The organism is Chondromyces apiculatus DSM 436 (assembly GCF_000601485.1).
GTDB classification, from domain to species: Bacteria; Myxococcota_A; Polyangia; order Polyangiales; family Polyangiaceae; genus Chondromyces; species Chondromyces apiculatus.
The window spans coordinates 80,768-103,451 of the sequence record NZ_ASRX01000039.1 but is presented as its reverse complement, the minus strand read 5'-3'; the positions used below and the strand labels follow the sequence as shown (position 1 = coordinate 103,451).

Sequence of the window (22,684 nt, the reverse complement as noted above, 5' to 3'; positions counted from 1 at the left end):
ACGGGCCATCGTAGGCGCCGCATCCGCATGGGTAAAGCAGAGAGGACGCGGCGGAGAGGGCGATGCGGAGAGGACGATGCGAGGGCGGTGGGAGGACGCGGCGGAGAGGACGATGGGAGGACGATGGGAGGACGATTGCAGACCCGGCGACTGCACGTGGCGCGGCGGCGGTGATATACCGGCCGACCACCATGGAGGTCGTCTCCACCTGTTCGCTCCGGGTCGCGTCGCTGCGCTGGCAGCCGCACGCGGGAATGTGGGCCCTCTCGCTGGCGGTGAAGGCGACGTATCGCCTGGTCCCGGGGGTCTGCGAGCTCGCGCCGCAGCAAGAGGATCCGAGCGAGGACGACAACTACTGGAACGACGATCCGTCGCGGAGCCTCTACGCGCCGAGCGATCTGGTGCCCTTCAAGGTGCGCAGCGACGTGCTGCTCGTGGGGCACGCCTTCGCGCCGCGCGGTGAGCCGACGCGGTCGCTGACGGCGCGGCTCGTGGTGGGTGACGTGGATAAATCCGTGGAGGTGGTGTGCGATCGGGCCTGGAGCCTCGATGGCCAGCTCCGCGAAGGGGCGCGCTTCGTGCGGATGCCGCTGCGCTACGAGCGCGCCGGGGGCGGGCCGGAGACCATGAACCCGGTGGGCCTGCGGGCAGATGCGGTGGACAGCTACGGGGCGACCGCGATCCCCAACCTGCAGCCGCTCGGGTTCCACGTGTCGCGGCGAGGTGAGGTGATCCCGCCGGTGGGCTTCGGGCCCATCGCGCCGACCTGGCCCTCGCGGGTGGAGAAGCTGCACCACCACGCCGCGGCGTTCCTGCAAGGGGGAGGGCGGCTCGGGACGTCGGTGCCAGAGGGGATCGATCTGCGCTTCTTCAACGCGGCGCCCGACGATCAGCAGCTCGAGGAGCTGCGCTCCGATGCGCGGCTGGTGCTGGAGAATCTGCATCCGCAGCACCAGCGGCTGGTGACGAGCCTGCCCGGGACCGCGCCGCTGGCCGTGATGGAGCGGCCCGGCGCGCAGCCCGAGGAGGTGCGGCTCGCCTGCGATACGCTGTGGATCGATACGGATCGGGGGACCTGCGCGCTGGTGTGGCGCGGACAGGTGACGATGGACCGGCCCATGCCGGCGGGGAGGGTGGTGGTGTCGATGGACAACGGGGGAGGGCGCGGGGCGTGGGTGGCCCCGGCGGCGAGGCCCGATCAGACGCGCGACGACGGGCACATGTTCGACGGGGAGCTCACGTACGAGCCGGTGTTCACCGAGGGGACGGTGCTGCCCTTCGCGCCAGCACAGCAAGGGCAAGGGCCGCAGCCACCTCGCGCGCGTGCGGTCCCTCTGGGGTCCGGGCCAGCGCCGGTGGTGCGCCGCGGGGTGCCCGGTGATCCCAACGTGACGGCGGAGCTGCCTTCTCCGGTGCAGACCGGGCGCCCCTCGCGCACGGCGCCACCGCCGCGGCCGTCGTCGCACAACAATGCCTGGGCGGGGATGCCGGCGCCGAAGCCCCCCGTTCCGCACGTGACCCCCGCGCCGCCACCCGTGCCCAGCGCGCCGAGCCTGGTGATGCCCATGGCGCCGCCAGTGCCCGCGATGCCGATGGGCGTGACGCCGTCGCCAGTGCCCGCGATGCCGATGGGCGTGACGCCGTCGTCGGTGCCCGCGCCGCCACCCGCGCCGCTCCCGGCGATGGTGCCACCCGCGCCGCCGCCGCGGACCATCGGGGAAGCGGCGATGACAGGCGCGGTAGGTCCAGGGGGCGCGGCCGCGATCTTCGAGCGCTCCGCGGTGGAGGCGCCCCCGAAGGCCGCGACGCCGTCGGCGCCGGTGCGTCCAGCGGGGCGCGAGGCGGTGACGCTGCTCTGGGTGGACCCGGCAAAGGCCGACGTGATCCTGGCGGAGCCGAAGTGGTCGTCCGTGCAAGCGAGCAAGCCGCCAGCGAAGGCGGCAGGCGAGGGTGAGGGGGACGAGGACGACGCGCTCGACCTCGATCTCGAAGCCTTCGAGATGGAGGAGGAAGGCGCCGAGACGCAGGAAGTGCAGCAGCGTCGGCTGGTGCAGCGGGTGCTCACCCGGGGCGAGGCGGTGGACGCGGCAGAGGTGGAGGAGGCACTGCACGAGGCGATCCGGCAAGACGGGTCGCTGGAGGCGCCACTCGCGCTGGTGTCGGGGGAGCTGTCCTTCCCGTTCGATCCGTGGGAGTCGCTCCAGGCGACCATCGCGGCGTCGGCGCCATACGCCTCCGACAAGCGGGTGAAGGACGCAGTGGAGGGTGTGCAGGAGGTGATGAAGACGCCCGGGGTGCAGCGGGCACCAGGCGTCGCAGAGGCGCTGTCGTCGCGGGTGCGGGAGGCCGTGGCGCAGGTGCAAGGGCCGCAGCAGCCAGGGCGCGCGCAGTCCCCGGCGTCGATCGAGGCGCAGGTGGAGCGGATGCTGGTGGAGCAGCGGGCCTACCAGAAGCGCTCGGTGCTCGGGCAGACCTGGATCCGGAGCCTGCTGCACACGTCGGGGTCGGGAGAGCCAGTGCCGACGTACCTGCCCGAGGCGCTCAGCAAGGAGCTGCCGCTGTCGCCGCGGATGCGGGCGCGGGTCGTCGCAGAGGTGCACCCGCAGCAGGACCCCTACGAGGGAAGCCCGGCGGCACTGAAGGCGCTGGCCGTGGCACGGCTAGTGACGGTAGGGAGCCCACGTCGCTAGGGTACTGCGTACCCTGGATCAGGGACCTTCGGTCCCTACGCTCCCGATGGTCGGTACTGCGTACGGCAATTCAGGGACCTTCGGTCCCTACGCTCCCGTTGGTCGCTACCCCCGTTGCTTCGCTCGAAGGCCGAGCTGAAGACCAGGGGCGGATGAGGGAGATAAAGGACCAAAGACCAGGGACCAAAGACCAGGGACCAAAGACCAGGGACCAAAGTCGGGGAGCGGGGGCACGTGGACGTCGCGGGGGAGTCCGCGGGGTCAGCGCGGGTTGCCGGGGAGCGTGTCGATCTCGAGGTCGCGGGGGAGCTGCTTGGCGCCGCCGAAGCCGCTGCGGGCGGTGGTCCATAGCGGGGTGGTGACGCTGCCGATGCGGTCGGTCACGGCACGCCTGCGGGTCTTCACCTCGGCAGGGTCCTCGGTCTCGCGCTCGGGGAGGCCGGTGAGGCCGGCCTGGGCGAGGATGGCGGCGTCGCGGCCGAGGGCAGCCCACCAGCCGGGAGGACCTGTCTGCACCTGGAGCCAGGCAGCGAGGTCACGGTCCGTGCTGGTGGTGTCGAAAGGATAGCGGCCAGCGCGGGCGAGCAGCGCGGCGGTGGTGGTGGTGGTGCCGGTGGTGGCGGTAGCGGCACGGGTGGCTTCGAGGCCGAAGGCGTGCGTGAGCCGGAGCCTCGCCGAGGCCTGGATGCCGCGCTCGGCACAGGCGGCGTCGCCGTTCAGGGCGAGGCCCTGCACGCCAGCGAGGCGGAGGGTGCGCTCGTCGAGGGGGGCGTCGCAGGAGAGGGCCACGGCGACGCCAGGAGGCTTCGTGGCCGAGGCGACGCTCTCGGCGTCTCCGAGGAGGGCGACGCTGCGGGCGCCGCTCTTGAGAAGGGCCGCGGAGAGGGCCGCGGCGACGGTGGCGGGCTCCTCGCCGACCACGAACACGAAGGGGCCGGTGACCGCGCCCGGATCGGGCGGGTGCAGGAGGAGCACGGGGATCTCCTGGGCGCGGGCGAAGGCAGCAGCGGCGGTGGCCTGGCCGCGATCGATGCCGGTGATCAGCACCGCGGCGCCCTCGCCGACGAGGGCCGCGAGGGCCTCTTCGGTGCGGTCCTCGCCGTCCGGGGTGCCGTCGTCGCGGCTCACCACGCGGGCGGCAGGCGTGGAGGTGGGGCTGCTCGTGGGGAGGCGGGGCAGGCCGAGGCCGAAGGAGACGCCAGCCGCCATCTCGGCGCCGCGGCGGCGGGCTTCGGGGGTGCGCACGGAGACGAGGAGGCCCACGGTGGCAGGGCCGACGCGGGCCGTGGTGGCGCCTCCGGCGAGCTCCGCGATGGGGTCGCCTTTGTCGCCGAGGAGGGGGCCAGAGGTCGTGAGCAGCTCCTTGGCGAGCCGCACGTCGCGCTTCTCCAGGGCGATGATGGCCAGGCGCTCGGCGAGGGCGGCGCGCAGGAGGCGCTCCGACTCGGGAAGGTCTTCCTGCTGGTCGGCCTGGCGCTTGCGCAGGGCGCGCGCGAGCTCCTCGGCGGGGATGCGGGCGAGGAGCTCGTCGATGCGCTTGCTGACGTTGGTGCGATCGCCCTCGCCAGCTTCCCGGAGCCAGACGTCGGCGAGGTCGATCGCGTCGGCCCACTGCTTCGCCTCGGTGGCGGCGGTGAAGACCTCCAGGTTGAGGAGGCGGCCCACGTAGTCGTCGATGATCTTGCCGACCAGGGGTCTGAGCACGGCGTACGCTTCGCGGGCACGGCCGCGGCGGCGGAGGGCGACGCCCTGGAGGACCTGGGCGAGGTCGCGGGTGACGCCGGCCTCGCCCGCCCTGAGCTTCACGGCCATGGCCTCGGCGCGGGCGAGGTGGCCGGCGTCGAGCGCGATCCAGGCGAGGTGCGCGTCGATGACCCGGATGAGGGGGTCGTTCGGGTAGCGGGCGCGGACCGCCTTGAAGTCGTTTTCGAGCAAGCCGCGCTCGCGCCGGGAGCCGCCGGCGAAGCGCAGGAGGAGCGGTCGGAGCGCCTCCTGGGCAGGGGTCGAGGCGCTGAGGGCGGCGATGGGGGTGTTCGCGGCGTCGCTGCCCGAGCCGCCGCAGCCGCCGGAAGCGAGGGGGGCAGCGAGGGCGAGGCCGAGGAAGAGGGGCGCGGAAAGGGCCTGGAATCGGGGGCGCGCCATCAGCTTGACGTCCCCTTCGCCATCCCATAAACCCGCCGCGATCGCCGCCTTCTGCGCTCCGGGGCCAGGCGTGGGCACGCTGCGTTCTGCTCCGGGGTCAGGGGGTCGCGTGAGCCGAGGTCAGCGTGTCCGAGGCATCGACCGAGAAGCCGCTCGTTCACAGGCGCCGCCGCCTCTCGCTCCGCAAGCTGCATGCGCTCGCGGGCGTGGTCCCGGTGGGCGTGTTCCTCGTGGTCCACCTCTGCCTCCAGGCGAAAGCGCTGGAGGGGCAGGCGGCGTACGACGCGGCGTTCGCCCCGCTCGCGGCGTTCGCGGCATTCACGCAGGCGCCGGTCGCGCGGGTGCTGGAGCTCGGTCTGGTCATCCTGCCGCTCGCGTTCCATGCCCTCTACGGGGTCAAGCTCGCGCTCGAAGGCAAGCCCGAGGAGGGAAAGTATCCCGCGTCCAGGCGCTGGATGTACACCGTGCAGCGGGCGACGGGAATCGTGGCGTTCCTCTTCGTGGGCTTCCACCTGTGGGAGTACTGGGCGCAGCAGTGGCTGGGGAGGACGGCGCCGGAGCAGCTCTACCCGAGCCTCGCCGCGAACCTGTCGTCGATGGTGGGGCCGGTGCCCGTGGTGGCCTTCGCGTATCTGAGCGGGATCGCCGCCAGCGCGGTGCATCTCGCCCTCGGTCTGTGGACCTTCTGCGTGTCGTGGGGGCTCACGGTGTCGCGGCGGGCCCAGGTGGGGGCAGCGTGGGCTTTCGGGCTGCTCGGCCTCCTCGTGTTCCTGCTCGGCGCGAGCACGACGCTCTACTTCGCGACCGGCGCGAACCTCTGGGGATAGCGCGGAAGGTCACGCGGGAAGTTACGCGGGAAGTTACGCGGGAAGTTACGCGGGAAATTACGCGAGAAATTACTGGAGAGGGACGCCGACGCCGACGCCGACGCCGACGCCGACGCCGATGCCGATGCCCGCGCCGCCCATGCCGGGCGTGTAGCCGGCAGGGGCCATGCCCTCCCGGGTGCGGATGCGCAGGCCGATGATGTGGGTGACGAAGGTGCAGGCCAGGTGGGCGCGCATGCTCACGTTGCAGCCCATCCAGACGCCGTAGCCGATGCGCTCTCCCTCGTCGTCGTAGCGGATCACCTCGCCGCTCGGGAGGACGGAGAGCCAGGCGGTCTCCTCGTCGGGGAGGGAAGCGTGCAGGGCGCCGACCTGGCCGAGGTCCTTGTCGCCCGCGCCGATGGCCCTGCCGTCGGGTTCGAGGAGGGCGACGGGCTCGCCTTCGAGGTCGTAGAGGCGGCCGCCGCGGTCGAGGGAGAACACGTGCTGGCCGTCCACGAAGATGCGGCCGTCCGGCATGATGTCGATGGTGTCCGGGCCGATGGTCCAGCGGGCCCGGGGGATGTCGAGGGGGGCGCCGCCGAGGGCCCAGTTGGCAGGAGGGGAGGCGCTGCAGGCCGTGAGGGATGCGGTGAGCGCAGCCAGGGCCAGCGGGAGCAGCTTCATGCTGCAAGCATAGCGCCTCGGCGGAGCGCTACACCTTCTCGGTGCCAGGTTTGCCCAGCAGGCCGGTCGGACGGACCAGGAGCACGGCGATGAGCGCGGCGAAGACGAGGACGTCCTGGAGGCCCGAGTAGGGGGTGAGCTTGGTCAGCTCGCCGATGACGCCGATGAGCAGGCCGCCCAGCATGGCGCCGGTGATGTTGCCGATGCCGCCGATGACGGCGGCGACGAAGGCCCGGGTGCCGATGACCACGCCCGCGGTGGGGTAGACGGGGGACTGGTCGAGGCAGAAGAGGACCGCGCCGAGCGCGGCGAGCATGGAGCCGGTGACGAAGGTGATGGCGATGACGCGGCTCGTCTTGACGCCCATCAGGCGCGCCGCCTCGGCGTTCATGCTGATGGCGCGCATGGCCTTGCCCATCCAGGTGCGCTTGACGAAGAGCTCGAGCCCGATCATCACCAGCACCGCCGTCACGAAGATGACCTTGCGGGTGTGCTCGATGGGCAGGAGCTGCGGGTAGTTGCGGTAGCGGGCCGTGAAGAGGAGCTGCGCCAGGTTCTGGAGGAGCACGCTCATGCCGAGCGCCGTCACGAGCGGGGTGATGCGGGTGTTCGACAGGCCGCGGCCGCGGCCGCGGAGGGGCGCGTAGGCGACGCGCTCGACCACCACGCCGAGGACGCCGGCGAAGGCCATGGCGCAGAGCGTCCCGCCCACGCCGGCGAGGAGGGGGGCCTGCGTGCCGCCGAGGGCGGTGATGGCGAAGAGGCCGATGAACGCGCCCATCATGAAGACCTCGCTGTGCGCGAAGTTGATGAGCTTGAGGATGCCGTAGACCATCGTGTAGCCGAGGGCGATGAGGGCGATCATCGACCCCTGCGCGATCCCGGTGATCAGGGCGCTCAGGATCTCCATCATGGGAAGTGTTCTCGGAAGGGGTGGCCGTTACTTGGGCGGGACCTGGCCGCCGACGGCGCTGTGGAAGTGGAACTGCTTGTCCTTGATCTGGACGATCACGATGGGCTTGTCGGCGTTGCGCTCGGCGTCGATGTTGATGGTCCCGGTCGCGCCCTGGAAGCCCTTGGTCTCCGCGATGGCGTCGCGGACGCCCTCGGGGGTGTCGGTCTTGGCGCGGCCGATCGCGTCCCCGAGCAGCCGCGTCGCGTCGTAGGCCATGGCCGCGATGGCCGAGGGGTTGCGGCCGCCGTAGCGGGCCTTGTACTTCGCGACGAAGTCCTGGGAGTTCTGCCAGGGTACGTCGGGCGCGAAGTGGCTGGTGAAGTAGGCGCCCTCCATCTCCTCGCCCGCGTCGCGCACGAGTTCGAGCGCGTCCCAGCCGTCGCCGCCCATGAACATGCTGCCGGGGACGCCAGCGGCCTTGGCCTGCCGGGCGATGGGCGCCATCGCGTTGTAGTAGATGGGCGCGTAGATGATCTCCGGCGACGCCGCCTTGATCTCGTTGATGTAGGTGGTGAAGTTCGTCTCCTTCTTGAGGAACTTCTTCTCGATGACGATCTCGGCGCCGAGCTTCTTGGCCTCCTCGCGGAACTCGGTGGCGAGGCCCGAGGAGTAGAGGTCGTCCGAGGCGAAGAGCAGGGCGATCTTCTTCTTGCCCAGGTCCGTGACCACGAAGCGGGCGCCCATGCGGCCCTGCACGTCGTCGGTGAAGCAGGCGCGGAAGACGAAGGGGCGGTCCTTGGTCACGTCCGGGTGCGTGGACGAGGGGGTGATCATGGGGACCTTCTTCTTGTTGGCGACGATGCCGCCGGCGCGGGAGCGCGCGGAGGCCACCTCGCCGATGACCGCGATCACCCCGTCGCGGTCGATGAGCTGGAGGACCTTGTTCGTGGCCTCCTCGGGCTTCGACTTGTCGTCCTCGTAGAGGACCTTGAGGGGCTTGCCCTTGGGGCCGCCGCCCTTGTTGATCTCGTCGACGGCGAGCTCGATGCCTTCCTTGCTGTCCGTGCCGAAGGCGGTGTCGTCGCCCGAGAGGCTCAGGTAGGCGCCCACCTTCCACTCCGCGGCGTTGGCAGCGTTCCGGTTCGCACCGCCCGCGTCCGCGCCCTCCTTCTTCCCGCACCCGATCTGCAGGGCGCCGAGCGCGATCACGCTGGCGACCATCTGCATGCAACGACGTCGTCCGAGCATCTCCCCTGTTCCCCTCCGGGGACGCCACCAGGGGCGACCCACGGTTTGCCTCGGCGCCCGGGGCGTCGAGGGTTCCTTGGTGTTTCCAGCGTCTATCACCAACGCCCGGGGTCCGTCAGCCTCTATCCCCCGCGGTCCGTGCGGCGGGCGTGCGGCGGGCATACAGGAAGCGCTCCAGGTTGCCCTTCGGGCCACGCAGCGCGCTGTCTTCCTCGGCGATGACCTGGAAACCCGCCGCTTCGACGTCGTGCCGCGCCGTGGCGACGGCTTCGAGGCGGGTCGCTTCGTCACGGATGACACCCCGCGCGCGGGCCGCGGCGCGCCGCCCCGCCTCGAACTGGGGCTTGATCAGCGCGACCAGCTCGCGGTCCGGCTGGAGGAGGCGGGCGATGGGCTCGATGAGCTTGCCGATGCCGATGAAGGAGGCGTCGACGACGACGAGGTCGATGGGCTCTCCGAGGTCCTCGGGGCGGAGATCGCGGGCGTTGACGCGCTCGCGCACGTCGACGCGGGGGTCGCTCCGGAGGCTCTGGGCGAGCTGGCCGTAGCCGACGTCCACGGCGACGACGCGGGCGGCGCCGCGCTGGAGGAGGCAGTCGGTGAAGCCGCCCGTGGAGGCGCCGACGTCGAGGCAGACCTTGCCGCGCACGGTGAGGCCCCGCGCGGTGAACGCCTCGACGGCGTGATCGAGCTTGTCGCCGCCGCGCGAGACGAAGCGGGGGCCAGGGGTAACGGCGAGGTCGGCGTCGTCGGGCAGGAGGGCGCCGGGCTTCTCGACGCGCTGGCCGCCCGCGGTGATGCGGCCCGCCATGATCAGCGCCTGGGCCTGGGTCCGCGAGGGGACGAGGCCGCGGGAGACGAGGAGGGCGTCGGCGCGGGCGCGGGTCACGGGGTGGCCTGGGGGGATGACGGCGGGGGAGAGGCGATCGCAAGGTCGTCGCCGTGGATGGCGCAGGCCAGGGCGACGAGGCCCTCGCCGATGCGGGGACCCGGGCGGAGGGCGGCGGCGCTGCGGAGGGGACGAACACGACCTTCGCGCATGGCCTTGAGCTCGCGGAAGCCCGGGGAGTCGCGCAGTGACAGGAGGCGCGATGCGGTGGGCGTGCCGTCGTGGGCTTCGGTGGCGCCGTCGAGGAGGACCTCGGGGTCGAGGGCGAGGAGGGCCTCGATGCCCAGGGTCGGGTAGGCGCCGCCGCGGGTGATCACGTTCTCGCCGCCAGCGAGCCGGATCAGCTCGTCGGGGAAGCCGTGGGGGCCGGCCGCGACGATGGGCGCGGTGTCGAACAGGAGCGCGACGCGCACCCGCGGGCGGTCGCGGACCGCAGCTTCGACGGCGGCGCGGCGCTCGTGGATGTGGGCGATGGCCTGCGCGGCGAAGGGACCTGCCGCGAGGCGGCGTCCGAGCTCGGTGAGCATGGAGGTGATCTGCGCGAGGGACTCGGTCTCGGGGAAGAAGGTGTCGATGCCCTGCGCATGCAGGGCCCCTTCGAGGGCCGGTCCGGCAGGGCCCCGGGCGCCGATGACCAGGGTGGGCCGCAGCGCGAGGATGGACTCCAGGCTGGGATCGGCATAGCCACCCACGGCGGGGAGGCGGGCCGCGTCCTCGGGGTAGTCGCAGTAGCGGGAGCGGCCGACGAGGGTCGCGCCAGCGCCGACGACGAACGCGGCCTCGGTGGTGCTCGGGGAGAGCGAGACCACGCGGGGCGCGGTGCCCGTCGCTGCCTCGTCAGGGCGTCGTCCGCAGGCGGTGAGCGCGCCAGCGGCGCTTGCAGCGCCTGCCGCGAGGAGGAAGAGCGTCGCGCGTCGGCTGGTGATCAAGGGTGTCTCAGCGGGCGCGACGGCGCTGGAGCCAGGCGAGGACACCGAGGGCGCCGCCCACCATCCAGGGGATCGGGGTGGTCGGATCGTCGCCTGGGAACCCGACGCTGCAGGTCGCGCCGTCCTCGTTCTCGGCGTCGTCGCTCCTCAGGCTGGGGAGCTTCTCGCAGATGGATGCGGACGCCTCGGCGTCGTCGCTGGCCTTGCACGCGTAGCCGTCGGGGCACGTGGCGACGTCGGTGCAAGGTCTGGAGCAAGCGCCGTCCACACAGACGCCTCCGCCGCACTCGTCGGCGGTGGTGCAGGCATCGCCCGTGGGAGCGGTGTACACCGGGTCCGTGGGGAAGCCGGTGGCCCAGGGGGGTGGGTCGATCGCGCCGACGTCCGCGGCATGGAGCGCTTGCTCCCGCAGCCAGTCTGCCCAGGCGTACACGTGACCGTAGATGGGGTCTTCGCAGCCGGTGACGCCGCGCGAGGCGATGCCGACGACGCGGCCCGCGGCGTCGAGCGCGGGACCACCGGAGTCGCCCTGGCAGATCCCCTTGTCCCCTTGCCACTCGGAGGGCGTGATGATGAACGAGGGGCACTCCTCGGCCACGCAGCTCACCGTGAGGTCGTCGACCTGTCGCCGGACGCCCGCGCCCGATCCAGCGTCGTCCGTCGCGCCGTAGCCGAGCGCGAGGTAGGCCTCTTCATCCAGGAGCGGCGCGTCGACGCGGGGGACGAGCGGCGCTGCTTCCTCGGCCGAGATGGGCTCGGCGAGGACCAGCAGGGCCACGTCGTCACCGCAGACCTGGGTGCGGCCCTCGGGGACGATCACCTCGCGCACGCCGACGTAGATGCTGGGATCGCCGCTGACCCTCGCTCTGGTGCTGACCGCGAAGCTTCCCTGCTGCCAGGCGTCGCCAAACGTGGTCTGCCCGCAGAGCACACCGCCGTTGACGGTGTTCTCGATGTCGGCAACGCAATGCTGGGCCGTGAGCACCAGGTTGGGGGCGATCAGGCTGCCGGTGCAGATGGCACTCATGGTGCCGGAGGTGGCGAGGATGGCGACGACAGCAGGGTGCTCCTCGGTCTCGTAGCCGCCCCGGATCTCCGCGGACGCCTCGCCCATCGGCGCGCCTTGCGTGTCGACGCCGCAAGCAGCAGCGGGGAGGGCGAGGCACAGGGCGGTGGCGAGGGCACGGGGTTGACGCAAGGAGCCTCCAGGAGAAGTCCGGGAGCGAGCGACGCCCGGAGCCGGGGCGATTGTAGGAGATGGTGCTCGTGGGTGCACGGGCTTCCGTCCGCGCGGGGGGCGTGGCGTGGTGCAGCGGTGCAGGAGGGCGGGGTGCACACGAGGCGGGGTGCACACGAGGAGCGAGTGTCGGCCGCCATGGCGCCGCCAGGGCCAAGTCGTCGAGGTTCGCGCGGATCTGGGGTTGCTCCGGCCGGCACGGTCGCTGCCAGGGACGCGCGCATGATCGATCCGGTATTGCTTGTCGGGCTCGCCCTCGCAGGTGGGGCGATGCTCGCGCTCGCGCCGCTGCCCGTGGCGGTGGCAGCGTCGCTCTGCCTGGTCATGGTGCGGCGGAGGACGTCGCGCACGGTGCTCGTGGTGGTGGCGCTCGCGATCGGGGTCGGAGGGCTGCGGGCGCGGGTGGCGCTGGATGGAGCGGCGGCCCTCTACGCGCGCACCGCGGTCCTGTTGAGCCCTCCTTCGCGCTGTGAAGCGCGCGGGGTGGTGATCTCGTCGCCGGTGGTGATCGGTGAAGCGACGCGGAGCGCCGAGGAGCCCTCGTCGGCGCGCGTCGACGTGGAGCTCTCGGAAGGACGCTGCGGGGAGCGGGCGCTCGTGGAGCCCCTCCGCGCGCGGCTGCACGGGGCTCCGCTCGCGCTCGTGCGTGGCGACGAGGTGGCGCTCGTGGTCGACCTCGCGCCGGTGCACCTCTTTCGCAACGAGGGGCTGCGCGACGCCACCACCGGGATCGCGCGCTCCGGGGTGACCGCGAGCGGGGCCGTGGTGGATGCGCAGGTCGTCACGCGGGGAGGAACGCTGCGCGCGCTCATCGACCGCGCGCGTGCCGCGGTGCGGGCGCGGATCGAGGACACCTACCATCCGGGAGCCGTGGCCCTCGGGCGCGCGCTCGTGCTCGGGGAGACGGACCTCGATGCTGCGGACGCGGCGGCGTTCCGGGACAGCGGTCTGTCGCATCTGCTCGCGGTGTCGGGGACCCACCTGGTCCTGGCCGTCGCGGGGCTCGCGGCAGCCCTGCGCGCGGTGCTGGCGCGCATCGAGGTGCTCGCGGCGCGCTGGGACGTGGGCAGGTTCTCCGCGGCGGCGTGCATCCCGGCCTCCTGGCTCTACGCCGATTTCGCCGGCGGGAGCGGTTCGGCCATCCGGGCAGCGGCGATGCTGAGCTGCGCCATGCTGGCCCACGCGGCAGGGCTCCGGCCGGCGCCGCTGCGCTGCCTGGCGTGGTCGATCGTGGGAGGTGCGCTCGCGGATCCGCTGGTGGCCTGCGATCTCTCCTTCATGCTCTCGGCCGGCGCGACGGCAGGGCTCATCGGGCTGAATCCGCCGCTGTCCAGGCTGATGGTGCGGGGGCCGTGGCTCTTCAAGAAGGTGCTCGCGCCGGTGGCGACCACGCTCGCCGCGATGCTCGGCTGTGCGCCGCTGCTCCTCCTCACCGGGGGAGCGTTTCCGGTGCTCGGGATCGCCGCCAACGTGGTGGCTGCGCCGGTGGGCGAGCTCGCGGCGCTGCCGCTCTGTCTGGCGCACGCGGTGCTCTCCTGGGCTCCCGACGTGGAGCGGGGGGCCGCGTGGGTGGGCTCTGGCGCGCTGCTCGTGGTGCGCGCGGTGGCGCGTCTCACCGCTCAGGGAGGCGTGACGCTCCCCACGCCGGATCCCTCTCCGGAGCAGCTCTCGGCGCTCGCCGTGACCCTCGTCGCTGCCTGGACGGCACCGACGCGCCCCCGCCAGATGGCCGCGCTGCTGGTGGGGGCTGCTGCCTGGATGCTGCTGGAGGTCGCGGCCGTGCGCGCGGGAGCGCCGGTGGGGCGGCTCCGGGTGAACGTGCTCGACATCGGCCAGGGGGACGCGATCCTGGTGGACCTGCCCGAGGGCGGGGCGATGCTCGTCGATGCGGGTGGCTTCGTGGGGAGCCCGGTGGATCCTGGCGAGCGGGTCATCCGGCCGCTCCTGCGCGCGCGTCGTCGCCAGCGGCTCGACGTGGTGGTGCTCTCGCACCCGCATCCCGATCATTTCGGCGGCTTGCCCGCGGCGCTCGCCGGCGTGGAGGTGGGCGCGCTGTGGGACACGGGGCAAGGGGAGAGCGAGGGCGCGGGTCCGGTCTACGCCGCGTTGCTGGAGGATCTGAGGCGTCGTGGGACTGCCGTGCGGCGTCCGGAAGCGCTCTGTGGCGCGCCGCAGAGGGTCTCCGGCGCGACCGTGGAGGTGCTCGCTCCCTGTCCGGCCGTCGCGCCGGATCGAGGGGCCAATGACAACTCTTTTGTCCTGCGCATTCGCCACGGTCGGCGCGCGGCGTTGCTCGTGGGCGATACGGAGCACGAGGCCGAGGAGGCGCTGGTGAGGCGCCTGGGGGAAGGCCTGAAGGCGGACCTGCTGAAGGTGGGGCACCACGGGAGCCGCAGCTCGACGCGGGCGCCTTTTCTGCAGGCGGTGAGCCCGTCGCTGGCGGCCATCTCGTGCGGGGTGAGGAACCGCTTCGGTCATCCCCACGCCGAGTCGATGGCGACGCTTCGTGCGGCAGGCGTGGAGGTCGCGCGGACCGATCGGGGCGGGGCCATCCTCTGGGAGACGGATGGCAAGGACGCCTGGTGGCGCCGTCCGGGAGCCACGCGCGTGCAGCGCGGGTCCGAGGAGGTGCCATGAACTCGCCTGCATTCGCTCGCGTTCGCCCGTGTTCGCCCGTGTTCGCTCGTGCTCGCGCTCGTGCTCGCCAGCAACGGGGCGAAGATCGCGGTCGCGGCTTGCGCCTCACGCCGCGATAAGGGACCCTCCGCCGCGATGGCCCGCACGAGCCCCCTGGGCAGCGCGATCCGGCGTCGGCTCGCGAGCGAGACTGGCCGGATCGACAAGCAAGCACCCTTCCAGATCGCCCTCGCGTACCCCTCTCCCTACAACGCGGGTATGAGTTCGCTCGGGTACCTGCAGATCTACAAGGCCATCCAGTCCGAGCCTGGCATGGCCTGCGAGCGGGCCTTCCTGCCGGACGAGGAGCACGCCAAGGAGAAGCCCCTCACCTACGAGGGACTGCGTCCGCTCGGAGATTTCCCGGTCATCGCGCTGTCGGTCGCCTACGAGCTGGAGCTCGCGGGTGTGGTGCGGCTCCTCGACGGGGCTGGCATCCCGGCGCTGCGCGAGGAGCGGGACCGCCGTCAGCCGTTCATCATCGCCGGGGGGCCGCTGACGTTCTCCAACCCGCTGCCGCTCGCGCCCTTCGTGGACGCGATCCTGATGGGCGAGGCGGACACCCTGGTGCTCGATGTGCTCCGGGTGCTGCGCGAGGCGCCCTCCCGCGAGGACGCGCTCGACGCGCTCGCGCAGATGGCGCACGTCTTCGTGCCGGCGCGGCACCCCGCGGGCGGGTGGCTTCCCACGGTCGCGCAGTGCGACGACGCGCTGCTGCCGGCATGGGCGCCGATCCGGACGCCCGAGGCCGAGCTGTCGAGCATGTTTCTGGTGGAGACCGAGCGGGGCTGCTCGCGCGGCTGCGCCTACTGCGTGATGCGGCGCTCCACGAACGGGGGGATGCGGATCGTGCCGAAGGAGCGCATCCTCGGGCTGATCCCTGCGGACGCAACCCGCGTGGGCCTCGTCGGAGCCGCGGTCAGCGATCACCCGAAGATCGTGGAGATCGTGCGAACGCTCGCCGAGCGCGGGTGCGAGGTGGGTTTGAGCAGCCTCCGCCCGGACCGGCTCACGGACGACTTCGTGGGGGCACTGAAGCTCGGGGGTTACCGGACGCTGACCACGGCCATGGATGGGACCAGCGAGCGGGTCCGCGAGTCGCTCGAACGGCGAGCGCGGGTACGCCACCTGGAGCGCGCTGCGGAGCTCGCGCGCAAGCACGGGATGGCGAGGTTGAAGCTCTACCTGATGGTCGGTGTCCCCGGAGAGACGGACGCCGACATCGACGAGTGCGTGGGGTTCGTGACGGCGCTCTCCAAGGTGAACCCCGTCGCGCTGGGCATCGCGCCCTTTTGCCCGAAGCGCAACACGCCCCTCTCCGACGCGGCATTTGCGGGCATCGACGTGGTGGAGGCGCGGCTCGAGCGGCTGCGCAAGGGGCTGCGCGGGCGCGCCGAGATCCGCGCGACGAGCGCCAGGTGGGCGTGGGTGGAGGCGGTGCTGGCCAAGGGGGGAGAAGCCGAGGGGCGCGCCGTGCTCGAGGCCGCGCGCGCCGGGGGCAACTTCCGGGCGTGGCAGCGCGCGTTCGCGAAGCTTGTGCCGGAGCCGCCGCGCAAGCGGAGCCTCCCGCTCGCCACGGCAACGGCCGCTCCGCCTCGCGCTTGACGTCGCAGCGGATCGCCGCTGTCCTGAGATATTGCGAGGTGCATGGCATGCGGCAGAGAGCATGGCTCGTCGGTTGTCTTCTCACGGTGAGCGCCATTGGCGGTTGCTCCGGGTGCGGTGAAGAAGAGGGCGCGAGCGGCGGATCCGGCCCTGGTGGTCAGGGGGGCAGCGGCCAGGGGGGCCAAGGGGGCGACGGCTCCGGCGGGGATGGCCAGGGAGGTGGCCTGCTCCCGGGGTGCCAGTCCGGGATCGTCTGCGGCGCCGGGGACTGCTGCGCGACCGGCGAGGAGTGCGTGATCAACGCGTGCCAGCCAGCCTGCGAGACCAGCGTCCGCTGCGGGCCGGACCTCACCGTGTGCTGTGGCGCGGGAGAGTACTGCGTCGGGGGGAACTGCGTCCCGCCGGGAGGCGACTGCGCCGAGTGGGCCGATTGTGAAGAGGACGAGTTCTGCGAGCCCACGATCGGCTCGTGCTTGCCGCAGCCCGACGGGGCGCCCCTCTGCGAGTACAAGCCGCCGGTCGGTCCGCTCACGCCGACCCTCGAGTGGTCCTGGACCGCGAGTCCGATCTTCCCGACCTCCAACCAGGTGATCAACATGCCGGTGGTGGTCGACCTGGAGAAGGACGGCACTCCGGACGTGGTGATCGTCACCTCGGCCGGCTTCAACGCGACGGGGATCGCTTACCTGCGTGCGCTGAACGGCAGCTCCGCGACCACCATGGCGGTCGAGAAGTGGGACGCGACTGCCGGTGTGTACCAGGCGGGCAACGAGGTGCAGCCACGGATGACGCCTGCGGCTGCCGACATCGACGGCGACGGCTACGTGGAGATCGTGACCGGCAAGCGCGGTGGCGGTCTGATCGCGTTCGAGCATGACGGCTCCTACAAGTGGAGCTCGACAATGGCCGATGGGGTGACCCCGTTCGTGCAGGGGTTCGAATCGGCCACGGTGGCCATCGCCGACATCGCGGGCGATGGCACTCCCGAGATCATCGTCGGCGGCGTCGTCTTCGACGGCAACGGCGTGCTCCAGTTCGACGGGGGCCGCTTCCTCGGGACGAACGTCACCAACTACGGCGCCGTGAGCATCGTCACGGACCTGGACGGGGTGCCGCCTCAGGAGATCGTCAGCGGACGCCGCGCGCTGCGGGCAGACGGCACGATCTACTGGGACAACGGCCTGACCGATGGCTACCCCGCCATCGCGGACTTCGACGCCGATGGCACGCCGGAGCTGGTCGTCATCGCCAGCGGCACCGTGCGGGTGCAGAACCCGACCACGGGGGCCGTGATCGCGCAGGCTGCGATGCCGGGCACCGGGGCTGCCGGGCCGCCCACCATCGCGGACTTCGACGCCGATGGCGTGCCGGAGATCGCTTCTGCGAACGGCTCTGCATACGCCGTGTTCGAGTACGTGGCAGATCCGCCGGCGCTGACCCTCAAGTGGCAGCAGCCCACGCAGGACCTGTCGTCGAACCGTACCGGGTCGAGCGTCTTCGACTTCCAGGGCGATGGGGCTGCCGAGGTTGTCTACAACGACGAGTGCTTCTTCCGGGTGTACGACGGCACCACGGGGAGTGAGGTCTACCGGGTCGCCAACTCGTCGGCGACGATCCACGAGTATCCGGTGGTGGTCGACGTGGACGGCGACAACAACACCGAGGTGGTCCTGGCCGCGAACGACGCGAACCACACCAACCCGAACATGTGCCCCACGTACGCGTCCATCAACGCCACCCCGCGTCATGGCGTCTACGTGTACGGCGACGCGGGGGACAACTGGGTCCGCACCCGGCGCGTCTGGAACCAGCACGCCTACCACATCACCAACGTCAACGCCGACGGCACGGTGCCCTCGCCCGAGCCGGTGAGCTGGGTCGGTCCTCAGGGGCTGAACAACTACCGCCAGTCGAGCCAGGGAGCTGGCGTGTTCAACGCGCCGGACCTGCAGGTGAGCCTCGAGGCCTCGCTGTCCCTCTGCCCGAGCGGCGTGGGTCTTCGTGCCTCCGTGCAGAACCAGGGGAGCCTGGGTGTGCCGGCTGGTGTGAAGGTGCGCTTCTACAGGGGCACCAGTGACAGCGGCACGTTCATCGGCGAGGCCGTGACCACGATGCCGCTCCTGCCGGGTCAGTACGAGGTCGTGACGGTGACCTACGATGTCCCTGACGGTGACCAGGACATGTCCTTCTACGTGGAGGTGGACAAGGCCGAGATGGGCCAGGATGCCTTCAACGAGTGCCTCGAGGACAACAACAGCGCGAGCCTCGACGGGGTCGATTGCCCGACCGTGGAGTAGTCACCGGCACCCCGGCGCGCTAGCCTGCCGGGGAGTGAAACTCGCGAAGATCCTGCAGCTCGTCTTCATTGCCGCGGCCGCCTTCGTGGTCTTCGGATTCGTCCGGGCCGCGCAGAAGGATCACCGCCGGACGCAGTGCACGGCGCTCTGCGCCCTCAAGCCCACGTACGCCAACCACAACCGCACCGCGCCGGACTTCGAGCTGCCGGACATGACGGGCCGCAAGGTCCGGCTCTCCTCCTACCGGGGGAAGACGGTGTTCCTCAATTTCTGGACGAAGACCTGTGCGCCCTGCCTGGAGGAGATGCCTGCCCTGGCAGATCTCGCCCGCCTCTCCAGGGGCCGGAAGGACTTCGTGGTGCTGACGGTGTCGACCGACGAGGGGCCAGACGCGGTGCGCGATACCCTCAAGGTGGCCCTGGGAGGGGAGCCACCCTTCCCCGTCCTCTTCGATCCCGAGTCCAGCGTGGTGGCCGACGTGTACGGGACCAAGCTCTTCCCGGAGACCTGGATCATCGATCCCAGCGGCATCATCCGCGCTCGCTTCGACGGTCCGCGCGACTGGTCCGATGCGCTGGCCGTGGAGATCGGGGAGATGATCTCGCGCCCCGGAACATGCCCCGTCGAGTTCTTCAAGGGAACGCCCAGCGGTCCGTTCGCCTCGATCTGCGAGGACGACACCTGAACCAGCGCATGGCTGGGCTCTCCGACCACCCCTCGCACTGCACGGTCGCGCATGTCACTTCGAAAGCAGCGCACAGAAGAAGCCCCCAGCGATGAGGAACGTGTCTCCGCGGCGCGGCATGCGCTGCTCGAAGGGGTGGGAGCGGAAGTGGCTGCATCCTTTCCAGGGATCACGCGGCTCGGTGGCCAGATCATCGCGGCTCTCTACCTTGCGGATCACCCTCGCTCCATGGAGCAGCTCAGCGTCGATCTCGGCCGCTCCAAGAGCAACGTCTTCGCCAACCTGCGCGGGCTGGAGGCTGCCGGCATCATCGAGCGGCGACGCGAGCACGGGGCCCGTCACGATACCTTCGGACTGAGAGGCAAGTACCCCGACGTGATCATCGGCGCCTACGTGGGGCGCCTGCGCCGTGTGGTCCAGGACAAGCGGGCCCTGTCGAGGCGCGCGCTGGGGCTACTCGGGGAAGCGCGCGGCTCGGAGGCGGACTCCTTGCGCATGCGCCTCGCGGACCTCACCCGGAAGTACGACCTGTTCGCCGAGCTGATGGAGCGGCTCCTGCCCGAGATGGACGGTCCGGTCGATCTGGAGGCGCTGCTCACGGCGGTGCCAGCGCCCGTGCTCGAGGCCTTCAGCACGGCCGCGAACTCGGCGAGAGCAGCCGGTGAGGCCGTCGCGGTCGCCGCGCGTCTCGGCAAGCGAGCGACGCAAGAGCGCTAGCACTCCGTTTCCCAGGTTCGTCCCGGGTCCTCGGCTCGGCGTTCGAGCGAAGCAACGGGGGTAGCGACCATCGGGAGCGTAGGGACCGAAGGTCCCTGAATTGCCGTACGCAGTACCTCAGTTGGTGTTCATCTCGACGCGGAGCAGCTTGCGTCCGACGAAGAGGTAGTCGCCGTGCTGGAGCTCGCGCTCGGCCTTGATCCGCACGTAGGTGCCGTTGCGGCTGTTGAGGTCCGTGAGGCTGAACTTGCTGCCGTGCTCGTCGATGCGGCAGTGCGAGGCCGACATGTACAGGTCGACCGGGAAGTTCAGGTCGCCGCCCTCGCGTCCGATCTGCAGCGAGCTGCCGCGCGCGCACACCGTCATGCCGATGGCGCCCCCTTGCAGGATCTGCGTCAGCCGGAAGGGGCTCGGGTGCTTGGGCGACGAGTAGAAGTAGGTGCCGTCCGGATCCTGGCCGTCGGAGGCCCGCGGCGTGGGGTCGAGGCGGAAGACTTGCTCGCCTGCGAGGAAAGTGTCCCCCGGGGTGATGTCGACGGTGCCGCGCACGCGGATGTACACGCCGTTCAACGAGCCCTCGTCGCGCACGACGAGCTTGCTGTCGCGGTAGAAGAAGTTCGCGTGCTTGGGCGACACGAAGGGGTCGTCCGGGAACACGATCTGCCCGTTGCGACCGACGATGTGCTGCTCCGCCTTGAGGTGGTAGGAGAGCCCGTCCATCCCCTCCCCTCGGATCAGGATGAGCTTCGACTTCGCGGGGTTCTGCATGTCCCCGAAGAAGAGCGTCTGCGCGTTGAGGATCTCGACGGGGACCGCAGTGCCGCACCGTCCGCAGAACTTGTGGCCTGAAGGGACCCCGCTCGAGCAGGAACGGCAGACGAAATTACGGGCTTGCTCCATGAGCTCCTCCTGGGAGAGATCGGCGAATTCGCTGCGCGGTGAGGTGGCCTTTACATCATTCCCGGGACCCTTCGGGGCCGCCGCCACCTGCGACGTCTCCCGCCCGTCGTCGCCGACACGGGTGGCAGGCAACGCATGCGCGGATGAGCGCTGTGGCGATGTGGTCCTCGACGAGCCCGTCGCCGGCGCGCTCTGTCGCTGGGACGTGAACAGGGACAGATCGTTCTGACAATCAGGGCATCGCGCGGTGCTTATGGGGCTCCACGTGTCACACTGGCCGCAAACGACGCCGATCTCGTGCTGCTGATGCTGCAACGGTTCCTCGGTCTCCGGGAGCCACGGTTCTAAACGTCCAGCCCGAGAACGGTCAAGCTTGGGCGTTGTCGTCTTGTTCGTGTGTTCTTGGTTACGCACCTTGGGGGCGTGCCCTCGTTGCCGTCTCCCTGGAATTCAGCGTACCACGGAGAACCGGTGGGTCTCGTCCCCCCACCCACCCTTGCCCCAGAGCCGGACTACGAGGCGCTGGCACGTGGCGATGGGCTGTGAGCCGAAATCGCGCGAGTCGTCGTGGAAGTTCCGGTTGTCGCTCAGCAAGAACACGGTCCCTTCCCGGACCTCGTGGCGCAGCTTGCGCTCCAGGGGTCCCTTGGGGCTTGAGCCGCGGGTGTGCTTCCCGCCCCCCATCACCACCTCGTCGCAGTGGATCTTCACCTCGTTCCCGGTGCTCGGGTGCTTGATGAAGAACGTGGACTCGGGGCACGCCGACTCGCCGTCGTACTTCGTGCCGTTCACCGTGAGGGATACGCCGTCGGTCTCGACGACGTCGCCGGCCCTGCCTGCGATGCGGCCGACCACGTACCCACCAGGCGTGTCGGGATCAGGGCACCGCACGAGCTCGCCGAAGGTCGGTGTTCCTCGCGTCAGGGCGACGACCACGTCTCCCGCCGAGAGTGTCGGCGCCATGGAGGCGTCGAGGATCGGGTCGTCGGGGATGGTCCAGACATCGAGGATGATCGCGCGTAGCCCCAGCGCGATGATCGCCAGGATGCCCAGGGTCCATCCCAGACCTTTGAAAAGCTTCTGCATGATTTCTTCAGGTCTGTGAGAGCCGTGAGAACACCGCGGCGACTCGGCCAGGAGGGTAGCGCAACCGCAGGTCCCCTGACGACCGGAGCTTTGCCCGAGCCTTCGCAGCAGTCGTCGCGGCAGTCGTCGTGATCATGCCGCGATGGCCAGCTCGCCCCATCGTCGCGCTGCGCGCCACAGGGGTATCCCTGGCCTCAGCGCGACGCGCAGCTCCGGAACGGGGGCAGCTCGCTGGGGCTCGCGCCAGCGGCGATCTCCCGCGCGGCAGAGAAGAGCTCCCGCCAGATGTCGAGCCGGGTGAAGTGGGAGGTCCCCGCCGTGTTCTCGTCGGCGTCCATCACGCTCGCAGAGATCACGCCGACCACGTCTCCGCGCTCCTGGCTGAGCGCGGGACCGCCCGAGTCTCCCGGACAGATCGAGGTGACGCCAACGAAGTGCGTGGCGGCCACGGCGTCGACGGAGCCTCCGAGCCGGCGAATGCGCTGGATGCCTTCGGGGGAGAGGGCGCAGCGGCCGAACCCCACCGGGATCACCTGCTCACGTTGCGAAGGCTCCGCCTCCAGCCGCGGCATCAGCGTGGGGATCCCGATCAGCCGACGCGACAGGACGAGGATGGCGATGTCGCCGTCTCCGGACGTGTACCCGCAGTCCGGCGAGACGATCTCCCGCACCGTCACCTCGCCCCAGGGGAGGTAGTCGCCTCCGAGTTCGATCGAGAGCTGCTCAGGCTCGACGTCCCGGCGCAAGGTCCTGCCTTGATCGTCGCGGGCTGCGACGCAGTGGTGGGCAGTCAGCACCAGATCCTCGGCGATGAGCGTGCCGGTGCAGGCGACGTCGCCCGCGATGCGCACCACGGCATCGTCGGCCTGCGCCAGCGCGATGGGCGGCTGGAACTGGAACGGGCGTGCCTCCTGCTGGGTATGCGCTGCAGGCATCGGCGGAGGCGCGTGCTTCGCTGCGGATGCGCACCCGGCCGTGACCAGGAGGGCGGAGGTGGCGAGCGAAATGGCGAGAGCCCCCGGCGTCGATGACGCGGAGGCGAGAGCGGCGGACCGGCGAGCTTGCGGCTGTTTCACCCGGAGCAAGTCCTCCCACGTGTGAGGAGACGGTGGTCGCGGTGCGCTGCCCGGGTGTCGACCCTCGGGCGAGAGTTCCAGGCTAGGTCAAAGGATAGGGGCGCGCCATTGGATGGTGC

At 71.1% G+C, this 22,684-nt stretch carries 18 protein-coding genes; 7 read left to right on the top strand and 11 right to left on the bottom strand.

Features of this window, described 5'->3' with window-relative positions; genetic code table 11:
• Nucleotides 1-191 precede the first annotated feature (191 nt).
• Nucleotides 192-2,690, top strand: coding sequence for a DUF2169 family type VI secretion system accessory protein (locus tag CAP_RS55085; RefSeq protein WP_044244943.1), 2,499 nt, complete (start codon nt 192-194; stop codon nt 2,688-2,690).
• A gap of 261 nt (nt 2,691-2,951) precedes the next feature.
• Here the strand turns inward: CAP_RS55085 and CAP_RS23870 are convergent, their stop codons facing one another.
• Complete coding sequence (locus tag CAP_RS23870; RefSeq protein WP_044244941.1) at nt 2,952-4,910, bottom strand: ABC transporter substrate-binding protein; 1,959 nt, start codon at nt 4,908-4,910, stop codon at nt 2,952-2,954.
• Nucleotides 4,911-4,957: 47 nt separating this feature from the next.
• Here CAP_RS23870 and CAP_RS23865 point away from each other — a divergent pair, with 47 nt between their 5' ends.
• Nucleotides 4,958-5,659, top strand: a complete 702-nt coding sequence (locus CAP_RS23865; RefSeq protein ID WP_052375773.1) for a succinate dehydrogenase/fumarate reductase transmembrane subunit — start codon at nt 4,958-4,960, stop codon at nt 5,657-5,659.
• A 69-nt stretch (nt 5,660-5,728) separates the two neighbouring features.
• On the opposite strand, the gene CAP_RS23860 is transcribed toward CAP_RS23865, so the two are convergent.
• The 6 genes from CAP_RS23860 to CAP_RS23835 all read right to left on the bottom strand — a co-directional run bounded on the left by CAP_RS23860 (nt 5,729) and on the right by CAP_RS23835 (nt 11,484).
• Nucleotides 5,729-6,325 carry a hypothetical protein gene (locus CAP_RS23860; RefSeq protein WP_044244939.1) on the bottom strand — a complete coding sequence of 199 codons (597 nt, stop codon included), beginning with the start codon at nt 6,323-6,325 and terminating at the stop codon, nt 5,729-5,731.
• 28 nt (nt 6,326-6,353) lie between these two features.
• Nucleotides 6,354-7,238, bottom strand: a complete 885-nt coding sequence (locus CAP_RS23855; RefSeq protein WP_044244938.1) for a branched-chain amino acid ABC transporter permease — start codon at nt 7,236-7,238, stop codon at nt 6,354-6,356.
• Between the two features lie 27 nt (nt 7,239-7,265).
• Nucleotides 7,266-8,447 (bottom strand): ABC transporter substrate-binding protein, encoded by a 1,182-nt coding sequence (locus CAP_RS23850; RefSeq protein ID WP_231511652.1) that lies wholly within the window; start codon nt 8,445-8,447, stop codon nt 7,266-7,268.
• Between the two features lie 136 nt (nt 8,448-8,583).
• Entirely contained in the window at nt 8,584-9,357 is a 774-nt protein-coding gene (locus CAP_RS23845; protein WP_044244934.1) for a TlyA family RNA methyltransferase, read from the bottom strand.
• Complete coding sequence (locus CAP_RS23840; RefSeq protein WP_231511651.1) at nt 9,354-10,286, bottom strand: ABC transporter substrate-binding protein; 933 nt, start codon at nt 10,284-10,286, stop codon at nt 9,354-9,356. The genes CAP_RS23845 and CAP_RS23840 overlap by 4 nt, the downstream gene beginning before the upstream one ends.
• 7 nt (nt 10,287-10,293) lie before the next feature.
• A complete protein-coding gene (locus CAP_RS23835) occupies nt 10,294-11,484 on the bottom strand; it encodes a S1 family peptidase (RefSeq protein WP_044244931.1) in 1,191 nt (396 codons plus the stop codon).
• 261 nt (nt 11,485-11,745) lie between these two features.
• Here CAP_RS23835 and CAP_RS23830 point away from each other — a divergent pair, with 261 nt between their 5' ends.
• The 4 genes from CAP_RS23830 (at nt 11,746) to CAP_RS23815 (ending at nt 18,786) form a co-directional block, all read left to right on the top strand.
• Nucleotides 11,746-14,160, top strand: coding sequence for a DNA internalization-related competence protein ComEC/Rec2 (locus CAP_RS23830; protein WP_044244930.1), 2,415 nt, complete (start codon nt 11,746-11,748; stop codon nt 14,158-14,160).
• Between the two features lie 135 nt (nt 14,161-14,295).
• Entirely contained in the window at nt 14,296-15,804 is a 1,509-nt protein-coding gene (locus CAP_RS23825) for a radical SAM protein (protein WP_044245003.1), read from the top strand.
• 47 nt (nt 15,805-15,851) lie between these two features.
• A complete protein-coding gene (locus tag CAP_RS23820) occupies nt 15,852-18,101 on the top strand; it encodes an FG-GAP repeat domain-containing protein (RefSeq protein WP_156041088.1) in 2,250 nt (749 codons plus the stop codon).
• Nucleotides 18,102-18,135: 34 nt separating this feature from the next.
• Entirely contained in the window at nt 18,136-18,786 is a 651-nt protein-coding gene (locus CAP_RS23815; protein WP_044244929.1) for a TlpA family protein disulfide reductase, read from the top strand.
• Nucleotides 18,787-18,840: 54 nt separating this feature from the next.
• On the opposite strand, the gene CAP_RS53910 is transcribed toward CAP_RS23815, so the two are convergent.
• Nucleotides 18,841-19,005, bottom strand: coding sequence for a hypothetical protein (locus CAP_RS53910; RefSeq protein ID WP_231511650.1), 165 nt, complete (start codon nt 19,003-19,005; stop codon nt 18,841-18,843).
• Here CAP_RS53910 and CAP_RS23810 point away from each other — a divergent pair.
• The gene (locus CAP_RS23810; RefSeq protein ID WP_370865992.1) at nt 18,934-19,503 is read left to right on the top strand and encodes a GbsR/MarR family transcriptional regulator; all 570 of its coding nucleotides are present in this window, start codon (nt 18,934-18,936) and stop codon (nt 19,501-19,503) included. The genes CAP_RS53910 and CAP_RS23810 overlap by 72 nt on opposite strands.
• A 117-nt stretch (nt 19,504-19,620) precedes the next feature.
• On the opposite strand, the gene CAP_RS23805 is transcribed toward CAP_RS23810, so the two are convergent.
• The 3 genes from CAP_RS23805 to CAP_RS23795 form a co-directional block, all read right to left on the bottom strand.
• The gene (locus CAP_RS23805) at nt 19,621-20,403 is read right to left on the bottom strand and encodes an FHA domain-containing protein (protein ID WP_156041087.1); all 783 of its coding nucleotides are present in this window, start codon (nt 20,401-20,403) and stop codon (nt 19,621-19,623) included.
• Nucleotides 20,404-20,853: 450 nt separating this feature from the next.
• The gene (gene lepB / locus CAP_RS23800; protein WP_044244927.1) at nt 20,854-21,489 is read right to left on the bottom strand and encodes a signal peptidase I; all 636 of its coding nucleotides are present in this window, start codon (nt 21,487-21,489) and stop codon (nt 20,854-20,856) included.
• A 194-nt stretch (nt 21,490-21,683) separates the two neighbouring features.
• Complete coding sequence (locus tag CAP_RS23795; protein ID WP_231511648.1) at nt 21,684-22,424, bottom strand: trypsin-like serine peptidase; 741 nt, start codon at nt 22,422-22,424, stop codon at nt 21,684-21,686.
• Nucleotides 22,425-22,684: the final 260 nt, after the last annotated feature.